At 53.9% G+C, this 764-nt stretch carries 1 protein-coding gene; it reads right to left on the bottom strand.

All coding sequences use genetic code 11. The features are described from left to right. The coding region (locus TW89_RS10440) for a type VI secretion system Vgr family protein (RefSeq protein WP_128581393.1) at positions 1–721 on the bottom strand (721 nt) is incomplete at its 3' end. Positions 722–764 lie beyond the last annotated feature (43 nt).

Here is a 764-nt window from a genome sequence, read left to right as displayed (position 1 = left end):
CGACGATGGGGTTGTGGCGGATGCTTAAGTTAAAGAGTGCTTCGGTACCGACACTCTCCAATCCGGCATGGGGGCGGTAGGAAACGGGTAAGCCTTGGCTGCGCCAATAGTGTGTGGGACTGTCGCCGAAGACGACTACGTCGCCATGTTGTTCATGCTGTTCGAAGGCATACCAGATGCCTTCTTCTTCACACAGACGGTTGATAAAGTCGAAGTCGCTTTCAAGATACTGGGTTACATACTCGCGTACAGCGTAGTTGCGGCTCTTTTGGAAACGGTAGTCGACACCGGAGAAGCCGTGATGCTTAAAGACGGCGGCAACGATGTCGGGGACGGTTTGGTGTTGGAACAGCCGGGAGGTTTGGAAATGTTTCAAAGCCGCGAAACGCGGCTCTAAAACAAAGCGGTAAACGGTTTCATCCTTGGATACGGATAACTTCTCGCATGAGGTGATAATGCCCTGCCATTGCTTCGCCGGCGGGTCGTCTGAAGCAGACCCGAATGCCCCAGCCACTTCCGACAGTAAGCCTTCCTGCGGACGAATCTCAAACGCTGCGCGCTGGTTGAGGTAGGAAGACAGAGGTAGCGAAGAGTCGGTAGAGGTGGCAGTAATTTCAACACGGTAAGCGGTATTGACTGCTTCGGATGCGCTGAAGGAGCGAACTGAAAGTGAGGGGGAGAAACGGGCGAAGGTGAGGTGGTAGGATTGGCGGGCGGTCATAAGGGTAATATCCGACTGACGATGAACACTGTATGGTAACGGG

Source organism: Neisseria flavescens, assembly GCF_001618065.1.
In the GTDB taxonomy this organism is placed as follows: domain Bacteria; phylum Pseudomonadota; class Gammaproteobacteria; order Burkholderiales; family Neisseriaceae; genus Neisseria; species Neisseria flavescens_A.
The sequence above is the reverse complement of the archived record's forward strand: the minus strand, read 5'-3'. Positions and strand labels throughout refer to the sequence as shown.